The organism is Pseudomonas sp. EA_65y_Pfl1_P113 (genome assembly GCF_963970525.1).
Taxonomy (GTDB): domain Bacteria; phylum Pseudomonadota; class Gammaproteobacteria; order Pseudomonadales; family Pseudomonadaceae; genus Aquipseudomonas; species Aquipseudomonas tritici.
Genome location: NZ_CAXAQM010000546.1, coordinates 1 through 458, shown reverse-complemented (window position 1 = coordinate 458; position 458 = coordinate 1). Strand labels below are relative to the sequence as shown.

The window sequence follows — 458 nt, the reverse complement described above, 5'->3', positions numbered from 1 at the left end:
CTTTCCGATACGCTTCCCAAGTAGAAGCTGTCGCGGCTGGCGATAAATTCGACTTCGGCTGGTCCGAAGCGGTCCGACGGGCGGTGCCCGCCGACTGCGTCGTAAAGCCCGGCACTGCCGTTTGCCAGCTGTGCCGCTAGCACGCTCGGCGTCGTTGCGAGGGTGAGGAAGGCATTGGCCATGATCCGACTCCCGGAGGGCTGGAAAAGGGGACATCGTTGGCTGGAGCACGGTGCGCGGCCCGCCAACGAGGGCGTCACGCGGCCTGGGCGGCCAGGACGACCGGGAAGTCAATGTCGGTTTCGGCGACATTGTTGATGTAGTTGGTCAGCACGTTGAGCGCGACCGACGCCACGATCTCGATCACCTGGGCGTCGCTAAAGCCGGCCAGACGCACTGCGGCGAGGTCGGCGTCGCTGACGCGGCCGCGCGCGTCGAGCACCTTTCGCGCGAAGACA

2 protein-coding genes are annotated in these 458 nt (G+C 65.9%); both read right to left on the bottom strand.

The features are described 5' to 3' along the window. On the bottom strand, positions 1 to 182 hold a 182-nt coding region (locus AACY52_RS31005), incomplete at its 3' end, for a hypothetical protein (RefSeq protein WP_370468086.1). A 74-nt stretch (positions 183 to 256) separates the two neighbouring features. Further along, a partial coding sequence (locus AACY52_RS31000) for a carboxymuconolactone decarboxylase family protein (protein WP_370468085.1) occupies positions 257 to 458 on the bottom strand: 202 nt, incomplete at its 5' end.